Origin of the sequence: Streptomyces xanthochromogenes (genome assembly GCF_014650455.1) — a bacterium.
GTDB lineage: Bacteria > Actinomycetota > Actinomycetes > Streptomycetales > Streptomycetaceae > Streptomyces > Streptomyces xanthochromogenes.
The window spans coordinates 288,934-307,994 of sequence record NZ_BMUZ01000010.1 but is presented as its reverse complement, the minus strand read 5'-3'; the positions used below and the strand labels follow the sequence as shown (position 1 = coordinate 307,994).

The 19,061-nt window shown below is 73.4% G+C and carries 12 protein-coding genes, 2 tRNA genes and 1 other RNA gene; 6 read left to right on the top strand and 9 right to left on the bottom strand.

From position 1 onward, the window contains the following. Positions 1 to 23: 23 nt before the first annotated feature. From IE267_RS26240 to IE267_RS26230, 3 genes are all read left to right on the top strand, one after another. The gene (locus tag IE267_RS26240) at positions 24 to 1,178 is read left to right on the top strand and encodes a sensor histidine kinase (protein ID WP_229861422.1); all 1,155 of its coding nucleotides are present in this window, start codon (positions 24 to 26) and stop codon (positions 1,176 to 1,178) included. After that, a complete protein-coding gene (locus IE267_RS26235; protein WP_189764913.1) occupies positions 1,175 to 1,786 on the top strand; it encodes a response regulator transcription factor in 612 nt (203 codons plus the stop codon). Before IE267_RS26240 ends, IE267_RS26235 begins: the two co-directional genes overlap by 4 nt. 22 nt (positions 1,787 to 1,808) lie before the next feature. Next, positions 1,809 to 1,884: transfer RNA gene (locus tag IE267_RS26230), tRNA-Gly, on the top strand. Between the two features lie 50 nt (positions 1,885 to 1,934). On the opposite strand, the gene IE267_RS26225 is transcribed toward IE267_RS26230, so the two are convergent. The 6 genes from IE267_RS26225 to ffs form a co-directional block, all read right to left on the bottom strand. Continuing rightward, entirely contained in the window at positions 1,935 to 2,834 is a 900-nt protein-coding gene (locus tag IE267_RS26225; RefSeq protein WP_167158266.1) for a phosphoribosylaminoimidazolesuccinocarboxamide synthase, read from the bottom strand. Between the two features lie 117 nt (positions 2,835 to 2,951). Then, on the bottom strand, positions 2,952 to 4,445 hold the full coding sequence (locus IE267_RS26220; protein ID WP_167158268.1) for a N,N-dimethylformamidase beta subunit family domain-containing protein: 1,494 nt from the start codon (positions 4,443 to 4,445) through the stop codon (positions 2,952 to 2,954). A 237-nt stretch (positions 4,446 to 4,682) separates the two neighbouring features. Beyond that, entirely contained in the window at positions 4,683 to 6,347 is a 1,665-nt protein-coding gene (locus tag IE267_RS26215; protein ID WP_189764912.1) for a M48 family metalloprotease, read from the bottom strand. Positions 6,348 to 6,912: 565 nt separating this feature from the next. Further along, the gene (gene purD, locus IE267_RS26210; protein ID WP_189764911.1) at positions 6,913 to 8,169 is read right to left on the bottom strand and encodes a phosphoribosylamine--glycine ligase; all 1,257 of its coding nucleotides are present in this window, start codon (positions 8,167 to 8,169) and stop codon (positions 6,913 to 6,915) included. Between the two features lie 58 nt (positions 8,170 to 8,227). Further along, a complete protein-coding gene (locus tag IE267_RS26205; RefSeq protein WP_189764910.1) occupies positions 8,228 to 10,531 on the bottom strand; it encodes a DNA polymerase III subunit gamma and tau in 2,304 nt (767 codons plus the stop codon). Positions 10,532 to 10,649: 118 nt separating this feature from the next. Next, an RNA gene (gene ffs / locus IE267_RS26200) (signal recognition particle sRNA small type) lies at positions 10,650 to 10,744 on the bottom strand. Positions 10,745 to 10,816: 72 nt separating this feature from the next. On the opposite strand from ffs, the gene IE267_RS26195 reads away from it, so the two are divergent. Both IE267_RS26195 and IE267_RS26190 read left to right on the top strand, forming a co-directional pair. Next, positions 10,817 to 10,904: transfer RNA gene (locus IE267_RS26195), tRNA-Ser, on the top strand. A gap of 385 nt (positions 10,905 to 11,289) precedes the next feature. Beyond that, positions 11,290 to 14,250, top strand: a complete 2,961-nt coding sequence (locus IE267_RS26190; protein ID WP_189764909.1) for a hypothetical protein — start codon at positions 11,290 to 11,292, stop codon at positions 14,248 to 14,250. 52 nt (positions 14,251 to 14,302) lie between these two features. Here the strand turns inward: IE267_RS26190 and IE267_RS26185 are convergent, their stop codons facing one another. Continuing rightward, a complete protein-coding gene (locus IE267_RS26185) occupies positions 14,303 to 14,821 on the bottom strand; it encodes a response regulator (protein ID WP_189764908.1) in 519 nt (172 codons plus the stop codon). A gap of 567 nt (positions 14,822 to 15,388) precedes the next feature. Between IE267_RS26185 and IE267_RS26180 the strand changes: the two genes are divergently transcribed. Continuing rightward, positions 15,389 to 16,642, top strand: coding sequence for a hypothetical protein (locus tag IE267_RS26180; RefSeq protein ID WP_189764907.1), 1,254 nt, complete (start codon positions 15,389 to 15,391; stop codon positions 16,640 to 16,642). A 133-nt stretch (positions 16,643 to 16,775) separates the two neighbouring features. On the opposite strand, the gene IE267_RS26175 is transcribed toward IE267_RS26180, so the two are convergent. Continuing rightward, positions 16,776 to 17,327 (bottom strand): GNAT family N-acetyltransferase, encoded by a 552-nt coding sequence (locus IE267_RS26175; RefSeq protein ID WP_229861421.1) that lies wholly within the window; start codon positions 17,325 to 17,327, stop codon positions 16,776 to 16,778. Positions 17,328 to 17,502: 175 nt separating this feature from the next. Continuing rightward, complete coding sequence (locus IE267_RS26170) at positions 17,503 to 19,047, bottom strand: alpha/beta hydrolase (protein WP_189764906.1); 1,545 nt, start codon at positions 19,045 to 19,047, stop codon at positions 17,503 to 17,505. Positions 19,048 to 19,061: the final 14 nt, after the last annotated feature.

The following is a 19,061-nucleotide window of genomic DNA, read 5'->3' as shown; positions in this document are numbered from 1 at the left end:
GGGACCTCAGCAGGGTCGAGAAGGTGGAGAAGCAGAGCCGGCTGATCTGGCTGTGCACGACGTGGTTCTTCTACCTCAGCTGGGAAGTGCCGTTCGTGCTCCTGGAACTGCCGCACGCACGGCTGCCGCTCGCCCTCGCCCTCGCCACGCTCGCCGCGGGCGCGGCCCAGGCCCACCAGGGCATCCGGGCCCACCGCGGCGCGCTCGACCAGTACCTGGGGCGCGGCCCCATGCCGCGCCGCCCGGTCCTGGTGTCGCTCGCGCTCTGTCTGCTCTCGCTCGTCCTGCTCGGTGGCCTCTACGCGGCGCACGGCCTCAAGGAGGCCGAACTCGTGATGGTCGTGCTCTACATCGTGATGCCGTTCGGGATGACGTACAGCACGCTCCTCAAGCCCTGGACGTTCCTGCGCCGGTTCGCGCTGCTCGGCCTGGCGACCGCGGCCGTCTTCGCGGCGTTCGGGGTGCGCGGCGAGCGGCTGGTCTACCTGGCGCTCGTGGTCGCCCTGTCCGGCATCTACATCCTGCTCATGGCACGCTGCGGGGCTTGGACGCTCGCGGTGATGTGGGAGTCGGACCGGGCCCGCGAGACCGAGGCCCGCCTCGCCGTCGCCGAGGAGCGGCTGCGCTTCGGGCGGGACATGCACGACGTGCTCGGCCGCAATCTCGCGGTCATCGCGCTCAAGGCGGAACTCGCCGTCCAGCTCGCCCAGCGCGGCCGGCCGGAGGCGGTGGCACAGATGGTGGAGGTGCAGCGCATCGCCCAGGAATCGCAGAAGGAGGTACGGGAAGTGGTGCGCGGCTATCGCGAGGCGGACCTCGGCGTCGAGATCGAGGGTGCCCGAGGGGTCCTGGAGGCGGCCGGGATCGGCTGTGCGTACAGCGGGCCGGCCGAGGGCCTGACCGTCGAGGCGCAGTCGGCGCTCGGCTGGGTGGTGCGCGAGGCCACCACCAATGTGCTGCGGCACGGGGACGCCCGCAGCGTGGCGATCCGCCTCGCGGTCGCCGAGCACACCGCGACCCTGGTCGTCGAGAACGACGGCGTACCGGAGCGGCCGAACACCACCCCGGGCTCCGGGCTCGCGGGCCTGCGCGAGCGGCTCTCGGCGCTCGGCGGCACCCTGGAGGCGGGCCCGGCGGGCGACGGGCTGTTCCGGCTGACCGCGCAGGTGCCCCGATGACCCGGGTGCGGGTGCTGCTCGCCGACGACGAGCACCTGATCCGGGGCGCGCTCGCGGCCCTGCTCGGCCTGGAGGACGACCTGGAGGTCGTCGCGGAGGCCGCCTCGGGACCCGAGGCACTCGCGATGGCCCGGGCCCACCGGCCCGATGTGGCGGTCCTCGATCTGGAGATGCCGGGTGCGGACGGTGTGACGGTGGCCACAAAACTGCGGGCAGAACTGCCGTCCTGCCGGACCATGATCGTGACCAGTCACGGGCGGCCGGGCCATCTCAAGCGGGCCCTTTCGGCGGGGGTGCGGGGCTTCGTGCCGAAGACCGTGAGCGCCCGGCGGCTCGCCGAGATCATCCGGTCGGTGCACGCCGGAAACCGTTACGTGGACCCGGAGTTGGCGGCCGACGCGATCTCCGCCGGGGACTCCCCACTGACCGTGCGCGAGGCCGAGGTGCTCGGGTTCGCGACCGACGGGGCCCCCGTCGCGGAGATCGCCGAGCGGGCCGCGCTGTCCCAGGGAACGGTCCGCAACTACCTCTCATCGGCCGCCGCGAAGCTGGGCGCGGAGAACCGTCACACGGCGGTGCGTCTCGCTCGCGAGCGAGGTTGGGTATAGTGGTCTCCGCGCCACGGCGCATGCGAACGTAGCTCAGCTGGTAGAGCACCACCTTGCCAAGGTGGATGTCGCGAGTTCGAACCTCGTCGTTCGCTCCACGAACAAGAAGCCCCCCGGTCGGAAGACCGGGGGGCTTCTTGCTGTCCGGCTACGCCCAGCTGGTGCCGGTGAGCTGCTCGTACGCCTCGATGTACTTGCCCCGCGTCGCGTCCACGACCTGCTGCGGCAGCGCGGGCGGCGGCTGCTCGCTCTTGCGGTCCCAGCCGGAGTCGGGCGAGGTCAGCCAGTCGCGGACGTACTGCTTGTCGTAGGAGGGCTGGTCACGGCCCGGCTCCCAGGTCGCGGCCGGCCAGAAGCGCGAGGAGTCCGGGGTGAGCACCTCGTCCGCGATCACGAGCTCCTCGCCCGCGAAGCCGAACTCGAACTTGGTGTCCGCGAGGATGATGCCCTGCTCGCGCGCGATGTCACGGGCCCGGCCGTAGACGGCGAGGGTGGCCTGGCGCAGCTGGGCGGCGGTCTCCGCGCCGATCTGGCGGGCCACCTCCTCGTAGCTCACGTTCTCGTCGTGCTCGCCGACGGCGGCCTTGGTGGCGGGCGTGAAGATCGGCGCGGGCAGCTCGGACCCGTTGATCAGGCCTTCGGGCAGCGCGAGGCCGCACACCGTACGGGACTCGTCGTACTCCACGAGGCCGGAGCCGGCGAGATAGCCGCGGGCCACGCACTCCACCGGGACCATCTCCAGCGACTTGCACACCAGGGTGCGGCCCGCCCAGTCGGCGGGGGCGCCGGCCGGGACCTCGCTGGAGATGACGTGGTTGGGCACCAGGTCGGCGAGCAGGTCGAACCACCACAGCGAGAGCTGGGTCAGGACCCGGCCCTTGTCGGGGATCTCCGTGGGCAGCACCCAGTCGTACGCGGAGATCCGGTCGCTGGCGACCATGACGAGGTCGCCCGCCTCGTTCTGATAGAGGTCACGCACCTTGCCCGTGTGGAGGTGGGTCAGGCCCGGCACCTGCAGCGGCTCGGGCTTTTCTACGAATCCGGACACGGTTCCTCCGCGTAGGTTGATCCAGGAGCGGTTCCGATTCTCTCGCATGCGGCCGGGAACCGGCGTCGCGGGTCGGGCCCCGGCACCCGCCGCGCCGCGACCCGCCCGCGACCGGCGTCAGTCCCGCTTGCAGATGCGGTCGAGGAGGTTGGCCGTGGCCCGCTGGATGCGGGAGTCCACATGGCCGGGCCGGTCGAGCGCCGGGGACCAGGCGAAGGTGCCCGAGGCGAAGACGAGCGCGCCGGAGGGGGCCCGGTACAGGGACGTCTCCTGGTGCCGGGCGTGCTGCTCGCTGTCCCGGTACGGGGAGTGGGCGAGCAGGATGCGGTCCTGGTGCTCGGGGAGTGCGGTGCGCGGGTAGTAGCGGTCGGCCTCGCCCGCGACCAGGCCCTCGATCTCGTCGCCGTCGCCCGCCCCGGTCGCCTCCCACAGCCAGTGGTCCGCGTTGCGGACGACCAAGGGGTACGGCTCGGGGACGCGGCCCGCGTACTGGATGCCGAGGAGTTGCTGCTCGGGCCGGGCGATCTCGCGCCACAGGGCGGGACGGCCGGGGCCGCGGCGCTTGCGGCAGGTCAGCAGACGGTCCGGGACCCCGGACGGCGAGGGTCCCAACTCCACTTGCCAGTAGAGGGAGTTGGCGGACAGGAAGACCAGCGAGGTGCCGCCGTCGCGGGCCAGCTCGACGGCCCGGCGCATGGGGGCCGACCAGTACTCGTCGTGGCCGGGAAAGACCAGGCCGCGGTAGCGGGTGGCGTCGACGCGGCCGGCGTGCAGGTCGCGCGCGTCGGCGTAGGCGAGGTCGTAGCCGTAGCGCTCGGCCCAGCGGATGAAGTCGTAGGCGTGGCCCACGTGCAGGGGCAGGCCCGCGCCCGCGTACGGCCGGTCGAAGGAGACGGTGATCGCCGCGTCCTCCTCGCCGAGCAGCCGGCCCTCCTCGTCCCAGGCGTGGTAGAGGCTGGCGCCGGTGCGGCCGTCCTCCGGGTAGAGGTTGTAGGCCTGCCAGGTGATGTCGGGCAGCAGCAGGAGCAGGTCCGCGGGGTGGTCGTCGCGAACGGTGAACGGGATGTGCGAGCGGTAGCCGTCGGCGGTGGTCAGCACCGCGACATGGGCACCGATCGAGGCGTGCGAGGGCACCTGGTAGCGCCAGGACTGCCACCAGTGATGGCAGGAGACGGTCCGGTCCGCGGTCAGCGGCGGCGGCTGGACGATCCCGGAGAGCCGGGGGCTGGTGGCGATCTTCGCGGCCCCGTCGCCGCCGTAGTGGCCGATCCGGTAGATGTCGACGGTGAACTGCTGCGGCGGGTCCACGGTGATGTGGAAGTCGATGGCCTCGCCGGGCGCGACGGCCCCGCTGGAGGCGAACCCCTTGATCTGCCGGCGTACGTCGTCGGCGGTGCGGGGCCCGGTGACGCGGGCCGGGCGAGGGGCCGGGACGCCTTCCTGGACCGGGACGTGGTCCACGTACCAGGGCACCACGTGGCCGGTGTCGTCGAAGTAGGTCTCACTGCCGCGAAGCCAGGGCAGCGGGCCCTGCCCGAAGGGGTCCGAGACGGCGTGCGCGAGGGCCCCGGACTCCCAGCGCCGGATGTGTTCCGACCGTTCCGCCCCCATGCCACTCCCCTCCCTCGGTCCCCCGCGACAACAGTGATGCGACTGCGGTGCGCGGTCTGTCCGCGACCGGTCCCCAGCACATCACATAACGCACGCACTCCGTCACCGTTCGTCGCGAATTGACGTTAAGGGGAACTCGATGTTCCGGATATGTAGGGCGAACTCGCCCTCCTGGGGGCCCTGTTGGAGGCGGGACGCCCCCGGGGGTGGCGCCGGGGGGGCGGCCCCGTACGCCCCTCAGACCAGACGGACCGGCTTCTCCGCTCGGACGCCGACGGAGGACAGCCAGCCGCGCAGTTCGTCCGGATCGCCCTCCTCGACGAGGGCGAGCACCGGAGACGTGAGATCCGAGCGGCGCACGTCGTCGATGAGCAGCGAGGGACCGTCCAGCCAGTCGAGCCCGGGCAGGGCGCCCGCCGTGTCGACCGCGGCGCAGCACACCATCGCCGTCACGTGGTCGGCGAGCAACTCCCGGCCCGTACGCGGCGGCTGGAGCGGGAGGAGCGGCACCGCGTCGACGCCCCAGGCCTCGGGGCCGGGCGCGGGCGGGGCGGACGCCGCCTCCTCGCCGGCCACCTCGGCCGCGATCCGGGCGGCCAGACGGTCGGCGGCCTCGCCGTCCGTCCCCGCGAGGTGGCCGATGACACGGGCCAGGGTGGGCACCGCGGACTCCGCGTCGCGCCGCTCGTCCAGCGCGTCCAGGACCCGGTGCAGCCGGGCGGCCTCGGTGCGCCACTTGCGGTCCACGACCTCCTCCGGATACGCGGCCCAGTCGACCGGCGCCCAGTCGGGGCCCGGCTCGGCGGGGCCGCCGTGGAACAGCCGGGCGGCGAGCAGCGAGGTCGCCTCGTCGGCGGCGCCGGGCTCCTCCAGGAGGTCGCAGGCCGGACGCTCGCCGAGCCGCGAAGTGAACCCCTCGGCCAGCCGGTCGCGCCGGGACAGCTCGGTGAGCGCGGAGACCACGCCCGCGTCGAGCCGAGAGGGCCAGCGGCCCATCCGCCAGGCGGGCAGCGCGACCCGGGTCAGCAGCCGGTCCCAGCCCGCGTAGGCGAGCCCGACCTGCTCCTGGGCGACGATGCGCACCCCGTAGTCCACCGTCTGGGCACGCTCGGACGCGGCGACCGCGACCCCGCGCTCCATCTCGGCGGCGTGCACCCGGCAGCCCCGCAGGAGCTGCCGGGCGACCGAGCCGACGAAGCCGAGGGCGAGGCGGCGCACCGGGTCGAGCCCGGGCCGGGCACCGAGACCCACCGCCGCGTCCAGACCCCTTACGAACCGGCGGGCGGCCGCTATGTCCGGGTGCGCGGAGGGGCCCGTACCGGCGACGACCGGGGCGAGGATGGCGCGGAGCTCGCCGACGCGCATCCACCACATGAAGGGCGAGCCGATGACCAGGACCGGCGCGACCGGCACCCGCCGGGCGCGCGGGGCACCCGCATCGGCGCCGCGTATGAAGCGAGCGGGCATCGCTCCCCGCCCGGCGTGCGCCGGATGTGTGCGGTCCTCCAGCCAGCTGTCGCAGTCCGGAGTCAGGGCTATCGCCGAGGGCGGCGGCACGTCGAGGCGCTCCGCCAAGTCCCTGACCAGGCGGTACAGGTCGGGGGCGGACGACTCGGCGAGGTCCACCGTCGGGGACAGGGCCGGCCTGGCCCGGACGATCACGGCCCCGACGACGGCCGCGAGCAGCAGCACGAGCAACGCAGCGGCGGTGACCGACCAGCGCACGGCGCTCCAGCCACCGCCTTCGATACGGCCCTGCGCGGCGGCGACGATCAACACGACGGCGACTGCCGCCGGCAGCAGGGCCACGGCCAGCGCCCTGCTACGGACCCGCAGCACGGCGAGAGCCCGCGAACGCGCGTGCTGCGCGCCCGCCTCTGCACCCATTCCGGTATCGGACACGGCCGGACTTCACCCCCTCTGCCCTGCGACGGCTTTGCTCACTCCCCCACTGTGGCACCGCCCACTGACATCGCAATGCCGGTGGGCCAAGTGCCGCAACGCCTTCGCCGCACCCTAGTTGGGGCCCCGGCAGGAGTCATCCCGATAGGGGGACCGTCACTCGATGGAATGGCTTTGGGTAAAGGTGTGAGTGTTCCGGGACGGGCCGGTGTGGGAGTACGGGGGCGGACACGGGGGGCGGAGGGTGAGGCGAACGCGCCCGGGGGCCGTCGGCCGCGGGAGGGGCGAGGGGCGCCCGGGGCCCATGAGTGAGCGGGGCCCACGGGTGAGCGGGGCCCACGGGTGAGCGGGGCCCACGGGTGAGCGGGGCCCACGGGTGAGCGGGGCCCACGGGTGAGCGGGGCCCATGCGTGAGCGGGGCCCACGGGTGAGCGGGGCCCATGCGTGAGCGGGGCCCATGCGTGAGCGGGGCCCATGGGTGCGGGGCGCCCCGGTCCCGCTGGAGGGTGAGGGCGCCCGGGCCCACCGGAGCGTGAAGGGCGCCGCGGGGCGTCGGCCGCGTCCGTCAGGCCTGGCCCTCGGCCGCCGCGCGGGCGATGTCCGTGCGGTGCTGCGAGCCGTCGAGGCGGATGCGGCCGACCGCCGTGTACGCCCGCTCGCGGGCCTGCGTCAGGTCCTGGCCGGTCGCGGTGACCGAGAGGACCCGGCCGCCCGCGCTGACGACCGCGTCGCCGTCGAGCCTGGTCCCGGCGTGCAGGACGTACGCCGTCGGCCCGTCCTCGGCCGCGACCTCGGCCAGACCGTCGATCGGGTCCCCGGTGCGGGGCGTCGCGGGGTAGTTGTGCGAGGCGATGACCACGGTGACGGCGGCGTCGTCGCGCCAGGCCAGCGGGGCCTGTACGTCCAGGGTGCCGTTGGCCGCGTGGAACAGGACGCCCGCGAGCGGGGTCTGGAGGCGGGCGAGGACGACCTGGGTCTCGGGGTCGCCGAAGCGCGCGTTGAACTCGATGACCCGCACGCCCCGCGAGGTGATCGCGAGGCCCGCGTACAGCAGTCCGGAGAACGGCGTGCCGCGGCGGCGCAGTTCGTCGACGGTCGGCTGGAGCACGCTCTCCATGACCTCGCCGACGAGCTTCGGGTCGGCCCACGGAAGCGGCGAATAGGCGCCCATGCCACCGGTGTTGGGACCCTCGTCGCCGTCGAGCGCGCGCTTGAAGTCCTGCGCGGGCTGGAGCGGCAGGACGGTGACGCCGTCGGTGATCGCGAAGAGGGAGACCTCGGGGCCGTCGAGGAACTCCTCGATGACGACGCGCTCACAGGCGAGCGCGTGCTCACGGGCCGCGGCGAGGTCGTCGGTGACGACGACGCCCTTGCCTGCCGCGAGACCGTCGTCCTTCACCACGTACGGAGCCCCGAAGGCGTCCAGCGCCTCGTCGATCTCCTCGGGAGTGGTGCACACGTAGGAGCGGGCGGTGGGCACGCTCGCCGCCGCCATCACGTCCTTGGCGAAGGCCTTGGAGCCCTCCAGCTGCGCGGCCTCCTTCGAGGGGCCGAAGCAGGGGATGCCCGCATCCCGCACGGCGTCGGCGACGCCGGCGACGAGGGGGGCCTCGGGCCCGACCACGACCAGCTCGCTGCCCAGCTCGACGGCGAGGCGGGCGACCGCGTCCCCGTCCGTCTGGTCCACGGGGTGGAGTTCGGCGACCTCCGCGATCCCGGCGTTGCCGGGGGCGCAGTGCAGCGCCGTCACGTCGGGGTCGAGGGACAGGGAACGGCACAGGGCGTGCTCGCGGGCACCGCCGCCGATGACAAGGACCTTCACGCCGGCCAGCCTAGCCGCCGGGAGGGCGTGATCCTTGTGCGGGTCACCAGGCGGACGCTCAGCCCTCGTTCGTATATTCCTCCACCACCGTCGCCCCGAGCTCGCGCACGATCAGGTCGTGGCCGGACAGCGCGTTGTCCACCAGGTCCGGATCGTCGTCCTCCGGAACGTCGTCCTCCAGCCGCACCGGCGGCGGCGGGGGCTCCTCCTGGCGTACGGGAGCACTGGCCTGCGGCGGCCGCGGCGACTGGGGTGCGGGCGAGGCCGGGGCCGTAGATACGGGCCGGGGTGCCGGTGAGGGCGCCTGCGGCGGCTGGTACTGCTGGCTCTGCTGAGGCTGCTGGCTCTGTTGCGGCTGCTGGACGGGCGGGGCGGGGGGCCGGGGGGTGGCGGCGCCGCCGAAGTTGCCCGCGGCGGGCGGGGGCTGGGTGCCGCCCGACGGGTCGATGATCGCCTCGACCTTCCACTGCACCCCGAACCGCTCGGAGAGCACACTGCGCAGCACGTCCTCGCTGCCGCTGCTCGCGAAATTGTCCCGGGCCCCGGCGTTGATGAAGCCGAGCTGCACGGTGGTGCCGTCGAAGCCGGCCACCTGCGCGTTCTGACTGAGCAGAATCCAGGTGAAGCGCCGCTTGTTCTTGACGGCCTCCAGAATGTCCGGCCACATGTTGCGCACCTGCATGGCGTTGCCCTGGCCGCCGGGGGCCGGGGCGGCGGCCTGCGCGACCGGAGCGGGCTCCGGTGCGGCCGGCGCGGGGGCGGCCGTGGGCCAGGCACCCGCAGAGGGGGCGGCGGCGGAGGCTCCGGGCCAGGCACCCGGGCGCTGGCCACCGCTCTGCCCGGGCGCGGCGGCCGAGGGCCAGGCCCCGGCGGGGCTCGCCTCGGCGGGCTGGGCGGGCTGCGGCTGAGCGGCGGGCGCCTGCTGTACGGGCCGGGGCTCGGCCTGGGCGGGCTGCGGCTGAGCGGGCTGCGGCTGAGCGGGCTGCGGTGCGGGCGCCTGCGGCATCGGGGCGGCGGGCTGCGACGGGGCGGGCGGCTGCGACGGGGCGGGCCCGCCCATCGGCCCCGGCCCCCCGGCCCCCGCACCCCGCACCGCGGCCCGAGCCCCCTCGGGCCCACCGGGACCGCCCTGCATCGGCGCATGCGCCTCGGGCCCAGGCACGTACCCCATGGCGGGCGCACCGGCGGGCGCCGTCTGGAAGTTGACCCCGCGCTCCAGACGGTCGAGGCGGGCCTGCAGCGAGCGCTCGTCGTCGTACGCGGCGGGCAGCAGCACCCGGGCACAGATCAGTTCGAGCTGGAGCCGGGGCGAGGTGGCCCCGCGCATCTCGGTGAGCCCGGCGTTGACGAGGTCGGCGGCCCGGCTCAGCTCGGCCGCGCCGAACACGGAGGCCTGCGCCTGCATCCGCTCCACGACATCGGCCGGGGCGTCGATGAGCCCCTTCTCGCCCGCGTCCGGAACGGCCGCGAGGATCACCAGGTCCCGCAGCCGCTCAAGGAGGTCGGCGACGAAGCGGCGCGGGTCGTTGCCGCCCTCGATGACCCGCTCGACGATCTCGAAGGCGGCGGCGCCGTCGCCCGACGCGAAGGCGTCGACCACGGAGTCGAGCAGTGAGGTGTCGGTGTAGCCGAGCAGGGCGGTGGCCATGGCGTACGTCACACCGTCGTCGGCGGCGCCGGCGAGCAGCTGGTCCATGACGGACATCGAGTCACGCACGGATCCGGCGCCGGCGCGCACGACGAGCGGCAGCACCCCGTCCTCGATGGGAATGCCCTCGCGCCCGCAGACCTCGCCGAGGTAGTCCCGCAGGGTGCCGGGCGGCACGAGCCGGAACGGATAGTGGTGCGTACGCGAGCGGATCGTCCCGATGACCTTCTCGGGCTCGGTGGTGGCGAAGATGAACTTGAGGTGCTCCGGCGGCTCCTCGACGACCTTCAGCAGGGCGTTGAAGCCGGCCGAGGTCACCATGTGGGCCTCGTCGATGATGTAGATCTTGTAGCGGCTGGAGGCGGGGCCGAAGAAGGCCTTCTCGCGCAGCTCACGGGCGTCGTCGACACCACCGTGCGAAGCCGCGTCGATCTCGATCACGTCGATGGAACCCGGCCCGTTGCGCGCGAGGTCCCGGCAGGACTGGCACTCCCCGCACGGGGTGGGCGTCGGCCCCTGCTCACAGTTCAGACAGCGGGCCAGGATGCGAGCACTGGTCGTCTTGCCACAGCCCCGCGGCCCGCTGAACAGGTACGCGTGATTGACCCGGTTGTTCCGCAGCGCCTGCTGCAGCGGGTCAGTGACATGCTCCTGCCCGATGACCTCGGCGAACGACTCGGGGCGGTAGCGGCGGTACAGCGCAAGGGACGACACGCATACGAGGTTATCGGGGCCCACTGACAACCGGGCCCGCCGACGACGGCCCGTCCCGGGCCCCCCGGCCGAACCGGCCCCGCCCGCAAGGGGAACGGGCATCCCGCGCCGCACAAAATAAGGCGCCCCCCACGCACCCGCCAGAGCCGACCTACCCTTGCTGCCTTCCGGCCCTGGGGGAGTTCAGTCAGATAGCGCCACGTGAGGGGCTCCGCACAGGGTACCTGATCCCCGAGGTGGGAACGAGTTCGCGAGCACCCCTCAACGTCTTGTATTGTTTGCCGCGGAGGATTCGCCTAGTGGCCTAGGGCGCACGCTTGGAAAGCGTGTTGGGGGCAACCCCTCACGAGTTCGAATCTCGTATCCTCCGCCAGTGCCTCACCGGGCACGATGTTGAAGGCCCCGACCGGGAAACCGGCCGGGGCCTTCTCCGTGTCCGGGGCATCCCCATGGTCGGGCCTTCTCCGGGCCCAGGTGCTCACCCCAGATCCCGGCCTTCCTGTTTCCCGGCCTCCTCCGTGTTCCGGCTCTCCCAACTTCCCGACCCCCTCCGTGTTCCGGCTCCTCCGTGTTCCGGCTCCTCCGTGTTCCGGCTCCTCCGTGTCCGGGGCGGCCATGTCCGGGGCGGCCGCGCCGCCGGCCCTGGGGGCGGGCCGGAAAAAGGTCGAACGGCTGTCCGACGCCCTCGTTACACTCCGCCCGATCGGCACTCCTGTGCACAACAGGGGTGAGTTCTTCGTTCCCAGGGGGGGGACCACATGGTGCAACTGCGCAGCCGCTACGAGCGGCAGAGAAAGAGACCCGTGGCTTCGGGCGTCGTCTCGTCCGTGGCTCTGATCGTCGCCGTCGTCGCCTCGCTCGCCGGACAGACCGGCACCGCGGCGGCGGCCGCCGTTCCCATGCCGGCCGCCGTTCCCGTGCCGGCCGCGAGCCCGGTGTCGGCCGCGTCGAGCGGGAAGGCCCCGGCCGCGCAGGACCGTTCCGAGGCGCGTCCGGCCTCCGAGGCGGCGACGGGCAAGGGCGTCCGGCCCGGCGCCACGCCACAGAAGGACACGCCACAGAAGGACACGGCCGGGCAGCAGCACGCGGCCGCCGCACGGCAGATCGGCCGGAGCGGTACGCCGGACGTCTGCTCCGGAGCGCTCGCACCGGACACCGTGTACACCTGCGCGCAGTGGCCGGCGCAGGGCGCGAGCTTCACGGTCGCCCTGGCGCGGCCGAACGACGTGGTCCTGGTCCAGGTCGTCTCCACCGACAACCAGGCCGAGCACCCGAAGCTGACCGCCCCGGACGGCTCCGCGGCCTCCTGCGAGCAGCCCGACGGATACGGACCGGCGCGGTGCCGGACGGCGACGGCCGGCACGTACACCCTGTCGTTCACCGACGTCTTCGGCAGCGGCGGCTTCTCCGTCGCGTACACCACGCTGCTCTCCGGCACCTCCTGCACCAAGGTGGCCGCCGCCAACACCTCGCTCGCGGCGCCGAAGACCTTCGACGGCACCCTCGCCGCGGGCTCGGCGGGCCGCTGCTACATCCTGCCCATGGCCGACGGGGACGTGCTGCGCGCCCATGTATCCACGGGACAGGTGACCACGACGGTCTACGACAGCACCGGGGCGCAGGTCTGCTCCACCCGTCAGACGGGCAGTGCCGACATCGACTGCGCGCTGAAGGGCACCGCCCCGTTCCGTGTGCAGCTGAACCAGCCGTACGCCACGGGCGTCACCTACGGCCTCACCACCGCTCGCCTGTCCAAGCCGGCCGGCTGCCCCGTCGTACAGCCGCAGGCGTACGGCACGGTTCCCGGCACGGGTTCGACGACGCGCTGCCGCACCCTGCGCGTGCCCGCCACCGGGCCGTACCTGTTCTCGCCGGTCGGCACCGCCTCCGCCGTCTCCGGCAGGCTCTACCGGCCCGACGGCACGACGGTGTGCCCCGCCACCCCGACCGAGCCCTGCACCCTGGAGGCCGGCGACTACGTCTGGGCGCGCGACGCAGGCGACGCCTCGGACGCCTTCGGCATCGCCTTCCACGCCACGGACCAGACGAAGGGCTGCACCGCCGCGCGCGACGACGGCTTCGCCTCGGGGCCCGCGACGGGCACCTTCAAGGGCGCCGGCCAGCAGCTCTGCCGCACTCTCGCGACGGCCACCGGGGAAGGCCTCTACCTGGTCGACAGCCCGCCCGCCGACGGCGCGGACCCCGATGTGACCGTCTTCGACGCCAAGGGCGTCCAACAGTGCGGCTCCGACTACGACTTCGGCGTCTGCCGGCTGACCGGAACCGCGCCCTTCCACGCGGTGCTGGCCGGGCCCGCCAAGGGCGCGTACCGGGTCACGATCCACCGCACCGGCGACGCCACCGGCTGCACCACCTGGGCGCAGACGCCGTTCGGCCGTTCACCGGGCACCGAAGTGGCGCTCACGGCGGAGCACCGGACGTCGTGCCTGGCCATTGGCGTCGGCGACCACTCCGCCGCCGAGATGTTCGACTACACGAACACGGCGAACCGGGTCAACGCCTCGGTGCGGGTGTACGACGGCGCGGGCAACGCGGTGTGCGGGACGAGCGTCAGCTCCACGACCACCTGTGCGTTCCGGCCCGGGGTGGCCTACACGGCGGCGCTGGTCGGCACCGGCGGCCCCGACACGTACCACCTGGTCCGGCGGGACATCTCCCCGACGGCCACGTGCGCCGCCCCCCAGTCGCTCGCCGTCGGCGGCACGTCCACCGGGTTGACCTTCGGCTCGGCGCTGGACAGCGGATGCGTGCGCGTCGAGGGAGCGTCGACGGACAAGTTCTGGTTCGGCGTGCGCACTCCGACCGCCGCCTGGGGCACGGGCGCCGAGCTGGGTGTGGCCGACGCCTCCGGCACGATCGTGTGCATGACGCAGAGCGGCTCTTCCTGCCGCGCCACCGGGTCGACGTCCTACGTCGTCTTCGCCACGGCTCTCGGATACACCGATGCGCCCATCGACGCGCATCTCGACACCTGGCGCATCGGTACGGCGGCGGGCTGGGCGCCGGAGTGTACGGCCAATTCGGTCTCGCCCGACGGGTTCTCCGTGCGCGGCGGCGTCTTCACCGAGTCGGCGACGGCGTACTGCGCCGTCGTCACCATGAAGCCCTCGCAGCGGTTCTCCGTCTACGGCGCCGACAACAGCACCACCGGCACGCCGTCGGTGAGCCTCCTGAGCAACACCCGCTTCGGCGGAACCGGCACCGACTACGCGTACCAGTGCTTCGGCAACAACGTCGGTGACTTCAGCTTCGACTGCCTGACCGGCTCCTCCGCCGAAGCGGGCGAGTACGTGATGGTGGTGAGCGCGGGATCGGCGTCCACCCCGGTCGAGTACACGATGCAGGGGGTCTGCCAGCAGGGCTGTTCCAGCTACCCCAAGGCGCCCGACGTGTCCTCCGTGAGCCCGGCGAGCGGCCCGGCCGGGACGCAGCAGGTGGTGCTGCACGGCACCGACCTGACGCTCGGCACCCCGGTGCAACTCGCCTCCAACGGAAGCTCGGCGAGCCCGTACAGCATGAGCCGGGCCGTCTCCGTCAGCCCCGACGGCACCTCTCTCACCGTGCTGCTCACCACGCAGGACGTGGCACCGGGCGTCTACGACGTCGTGGTGGGCGGGCCCGGCTACACGGTCGGCACCCGGTCACCGGGATATCTGCCGGGCGCCTACACCGTCACCGCCGCGGCTCCCGCGGCCTAAGCCGCCCGATCGGCACAGGAAGGCCCCGTCCGGGAACCCGGGCGGGGCCTTCTCAGCGCGGGGGCTCGTCCGGCCGGCGCGGGACGCGGACGGTTTCCGGTGGGTGCAACTGGCGTCGCCGTGCCGGGAGTTGAGCCGGTTCCGCAGGGTGGTTGCGGGGGCCGCGCTGCCGCGGGGCGGCCGTGAGGAGGGGGCTGGCGCGGTAGAGGTACTGGACCTTGATCCGTAAGGCCCAGGGGTCAAGGGGCTTGATCAGGTAGTCGGCCACGCCCAAGTGCAGTGCCTGGGCGGCCAGTTCACTGTCCTGGCCCATCCCGGTCACCAGGATGACGGGGATCAGCTGGGTCTGGGTGAGGCGGCTCAGGTAGCGGGCGACGTCCAGGCCGCTCACGCCGGGCATCACGACGTCGAGGACCGCGACCGCTATCCCCCCGTGCAGCGCGGCCTTGAGGGCGGCGTCCCCGCTGGTCGCGAGCTCCAGCGGGTAGCCGAGCGGCGCGAGGATGCTCTCCATGGCGAACAGGTTGTCCTCGTGGTCGTCGACCAGTAGCACCTTCATGTCCGCGGACATGGCCCCATCACCTTCACTCGGGAGCGCCGAATAGGCATATGCCCGTTCATGGCGGCTCGTACGCAGTCGGGGAGTACCACGGTGGTGTGCATGTGGGGAATGCACCTCGATGGACCTCGATGGACCTCGATGGACCTGTGGCAACGCATGTGCCGGGTTGGTCCGCACATAGTCGACGGCTGGCTTGTGTGGACCGAATTCTCGCACCGGGCGCCCCGGAACATCAGGGTGTCGACGATGTCTGTTGCCGCCGGCCCGGACCGCGTCCACGCCCCGCCCTCCGCCGCTCCCCCGCGGCACGCAGTGCCTACGCGCACATGCCAGTGGCCCATGTTTCGCCCGGCTCACACCTATGGGTGAACCCGCGCAGGTCGGCGGGCCGATCCGCGCCGGGGTGCGCCGGCGCGGCGACCACCGCTTGATCGATTCCGTCGGGCCCCAAGTCGACGGCCCAATGGTCTGAACCACCTTTCCACGGAGGAAACTTCGGGTCGGATGGGTTCACGATGACCGGATGATGATCCCGTCATCCCCTTCCGCGGGGCACGCGCCCCCAAGCGGCGAGCGATGAACGCGCCCACCGCCCCGGCCCGCCACCGGTCGCCCGCCCTCGGCCGCACGGCGATCGGCATCGTGCTCGGGCTCGTCGCCGGCTGGCTGCTCCTGGTCACCGTGCCCCACGCACTCGACGTCGAGCGCGCGTTCACGGCGGCGGGCGACTGCCCGGTCGCCGAGGTCTCGACGGAGTGCAGACACACCATCTCGGCCACGGTGACCTCGACCGCGGCCGACCACCAGCACCGCTCCACGTACTACTGGCTGGGCCTCGGCCACGCACAGGACGGGCCCGTGGCGCTGCCCGGGCGGCTGAAGGCCAGCCCGCACGCGCGCGGGCCGGGCCGGGCCGCCGCCGCGGTCCCGCGCCGCATCAAGATGGACGGCCGCACCCCCGTCTTCGCTCTGGTCCGGCCCGGCGTCGCGCTTCAACTCACGTACTGGCGTGGGGAGATCAGATACGTCGAATACCGGAGCCTGCGCCAGTACACGACGGCGGACCCGCGCGGCGGTTACCGGCTGCCGCTGGCCGCCGCGCTCTTTCTGTTCTCCGTGGGCGTGGCCTGTCTGCGCGGCGCGTACTGCTCGGCACGGCGTGCCACCGGGGTCCCCGGGGCGGCCGGGTCCATCGAGGTCTCCGGATCTGCCGGGTCCGCCGGGTCCGCAGGGTCCGCAGGGTCCGCAGGGTCCGCCGGGGCGGGCTCTCAGGAGCCCTGGCGGATTACCCTGCCGCTCGCCTCGGTGCTGCTGATCTCGTGTTTCGCCTTCGGTACGCCGTGGGTCACCGGCGGGGTGCCGACCGCCGTGCTGCTGACGACGGTCGGGGCGGTACCGGTCCTCGCCGGGTCCGCCTGGGTGACGCACCGCCGTCGGCGCCGCACCACCGACACCATCAAGGTGGCCCCGCTGGCCCCGTTCGTCGAGGAGTGCTTCCCGGGCACGATTCGCGGTGAAGTCCCTTACAGCCAGGAGGGGTTCGGCTATCTGGTCGCCGCACCGGGCCTGCTCGCCTCCACTCCCGACCCGTTCGGCCGGCTCGCCCGCTGCCCCGTGCCGCGCACCCTCACGGCGGTCCGGGTCCGCCCGCCGTACTGGACCGATCCAGGGCCCCGGCCCGCACCCGGATCGCAGGTGGTGGAGTGCCGGGACGGGCCGACCCCGGTCTATGTGGTGACCGAACACTGTTACACCGCCTGGGTGTTGGGGGCCTTGAGGCGCCCTGCGGACTCCCAGTTCCGGGCGGGCGGCACGGCACGGCGGCCGTAACCGGGCGGCCGGGGCGACTCGGCAGTTGCGACTCGGCCCGGGGCGACTCGGCCGTCGTCGCACATCCGTCGTCGCACATCCGTCGTCGCACATCCGCCGCAGCGCCCCGCCGCAGCGCATGTGGGGGCCGTTCCTATACGCCGAACGGCGCCGCGTACTGGATCACGCCCGTCGGCGCCGAAGCTCTCTCGGGCCGCAGCCGGAGCGCCATCAGGGCCTCGTCGGACACCTCGAAGGGGGCCCGGATGCCCAGGGCCGAGGCCCGGGCGAATCCGAAGCGCGGGTAGTAGTCCGGGTGGCCGAGCACCAGGACCAGGTCCTCGCCCAGCTCCCGCGCGGCCCCGAGCGCCGCCCGCACCGCGGCGGAACCCGCGCCCGTGCGCTGGTGCTCCGGAGTCACCGCCACCGGGGCGAGGGCCAGCGCCGGGGCGCCGTCCACCCGGCACCGGGTGAGCAGGGCGTGGCCCGCGACCGAGCCGTCCGGGGCCACCGTCACGATCGAGAGCCCGGGGATCCACGCCTCGTCGGCGCGCAGCGCGTCGACGAGGTCCGCCTCGGAGGCGGTGGGGAACGCGGCCAGGTTCACGGCCCGTACCGCCGCGACGTCCGCCGCGGTCTCGGGCCGGGTACGCCAGTCCGTGGCGCTGGGCGAGGTGGGCTCGGGCGATACGGACCCCGAAGACACGGGGTCGGACGACGTGGGCTCAGGCGATGTGGGCGCCGAAGACATGGGGTCGGACGACGTGGGCTCGGGGACCATGTGCTGAGTATCCATATGTGACCGATCGTGCCATTCGCCCCGCCCCCGGCCCAGCGAATTTCCGGCGGCCGGCCGTGGGCGGGCGCGCCGGTCCGGACGGTTACTCGTCCGGCTCCTCCGCCGGACAGCTGGTTCCCTCCGGGGGCACCGTCCCGGTCGCGAAGAAGGCGTCCGCCTTGGCCCGTACGCACTGCGAGGCGGCGTACGCCCCGTGCCCCTCGCCCTCGTACGTCAGCAGCACACCCGACCCGAGCTGTCGCGCCGTGTCCCGCGCCCATGGGTACGGCGTCGCCGGGTCGCCCTTGCCGCCCACGACCAGGATCTTGGGCGCGCCGGGACGGTCGATGCGGCGGATGTAGTCCGTTCCGGCCGGCCACCCCGCGCAGGCGACCGCCCGCGCGGCCGAACCGGGCCCGAAGTACGGTGATTCCGCGGTGAGTTGGCGCTGTACCGAGTCGTACGCCTTCGCCGGGTCGGCCGGCCGCACCGGGTCGTCCGCGCAGTTGATCGCGAGCATCGCCTCGTCGGAGTTGCTCGCGGGCGCGTCGTCCGTGCCCGCGCCCGGGTTGAGCGCGGCGAGGACTGTCGGGTCGTCGTCGAGGAGGGCGGCGATGCCGGCCGACAGGGTGGGCCAGGAGGCCTGGCTGTAGAGGGCGGACTGCACGGCGCTGTGCAGGTCGTCGCCGGTGAAGTCCTGGTTGTCGGAGCCGGTCACGGTCTTCCCGCCGGCCAGCTTGGCGACCGCCCGGTCGAAGGTCGCGGCGACCTGCTGCGGGCTGGTGCCGAGCTCGCAGTTCTGCTGGGCGCAGCCGGCGAAGAACGCCTCCAGGGCCTGCTGGAACCCCCTGGTCTGGGCGAGCGCGTCCTGTTCGGCGGTGCCGCGCAGGGTGTCGACCGCGTCCAGGACCATCCGGCCCGTCCGCTTCGGGAACTGGCTCGCGTAGACCGCACCGAGCCGGGTCCCGTACGAGATCCCCAGGTAGTTGAGCTTGTTGTCGCCGAGCACCGCGCGCAACACATCCATGTCGCGGGAGGTGTTGATGGTGCCCACGTGGTCGAGCACCGGGCCGGTCTTGGCGTGGCAGGCCCGGGCGACGCGCTGCGCCTCGGCCACGGCGGCGGCCCCCGCACCCGGCGCGTCCTGGCCCTCGCCGTCCAGCTGCCCCGCCTCGTCCTCGCCGCCGCAGCGCACGGGGGAGCTGCGGGCGACCCCGCGCGGGTCGAAGCTCACCAGGTCGTAGTGCTTGTCGATGCCGGCCGCCAAGTCCCGGAAGGCGGCAAGGCCGTCCACCCCGGATTCGCCGGGGCCGCCGAAGTTGAACACGACGGACCCCTTGCGCTCGTCGCCGTGGGCCGCGCTCCTGATGCGGGCAAGGGCGAGCGCGATGGCGCCCTTGCCGGGGTCCGCGTAGTCGACCGGCACGCTGAGGGTGCTGCACTCCATGTCCCGTACGGAGTCGAGGAGTTCACCGGTCTGGCCCTCGGTGGGCTCGCACGGCTCCCAGCCGATCTTCTGCTCGTAGAACCGCCCCAGGTCCGGCCCGGGTCCGTCGGCGCGGGTGACGGTGGCGGGCCCGGCCAGGGCCAGGGCCGCTCCGGCACCGGCCGCTATCGCCCGCCGAGCGAGCTTCGACTCACCCTTCATGGACTCACCCTTCC